Source organism: Vibrio sp. 1641, assembly GCF_033339995.1.
Classification (GTDB): Bacteria; Pseudomonadota; Gammaproteobacteria; order Enterobacterales; family Vibrionaceae; genus Vibrio; species Vibrio alginolyticus.
This window is the reverse complement of record NZ_JAWOVP010000396.1, coordinates 1-564: the sequence shown is the minus strand read 5'-3', so window position 1 is coordinate 564 and position 564 is coordinate 1. Positions and strand designations below refer to the sequence as shown.

The window sequence follows — 564 nt, the reverse complement described above, 5'->3', positions numbered from 1 at the left end:
CATGGTTGCGGCAGACGCAATCAACCAAATGAAACTGCTTCGCATCGACGAAGAAACCACAGCGAACATCGGTATGGTCAACGGTGGTCAGGCGACCAACATTGTGATGCCAGAGCTTAAAATCGTTGCTGAAGCTAGCTCTCTAAATGGAGAGAAGCTAGAAGCCCAAGTCAACCACATGATTTCAACATTTGAGTCGGTATGTGAAAAACATGGCGCAGAAGTCGAAATCGAATCTAGCCGCGCGTACGACGCCTTTGTTATCGAAGAAGACAACGCGCACGTAACCGCAATCAAAGCGGCGTTTGCAGATATGGGTATCGAAGCGTTCACGAAAGGCACTGGCGGCGGCAGCGATGCGAACAACTTCAACAAGAAAGGTCTGACAACCGTGAATCTATCTACGGGTATGGCTAAAGTGCACACCACTGAAGAGTTCATCGCCGTTGACGATATGGTAAAAATATCTGAGTTCGTTAAGCATTTTTTGGTGAAGTAGTCTCACTCAAATATTTAGATTAACTTCAGGCTTTCATCCCCTTCTCGCCCTGCGCGAAGGGGATT

General features: G+C 47.5%; 1 protein-coding gene. It reads left to right on the top strand.

Features of this window, described 5'->3' with window-relative positions; genetic code table 11:
* On the top strand, positions 1-499 hold a 499-nt coding region (locus R7Z47_RS26180), incomplete at its 5' end, for a M20/M25/M40 family metallo-hydrolase (RefSeq protein WP_318130943.1).
* Positions 500-564 lie beyond the last annotated feature (65 nt).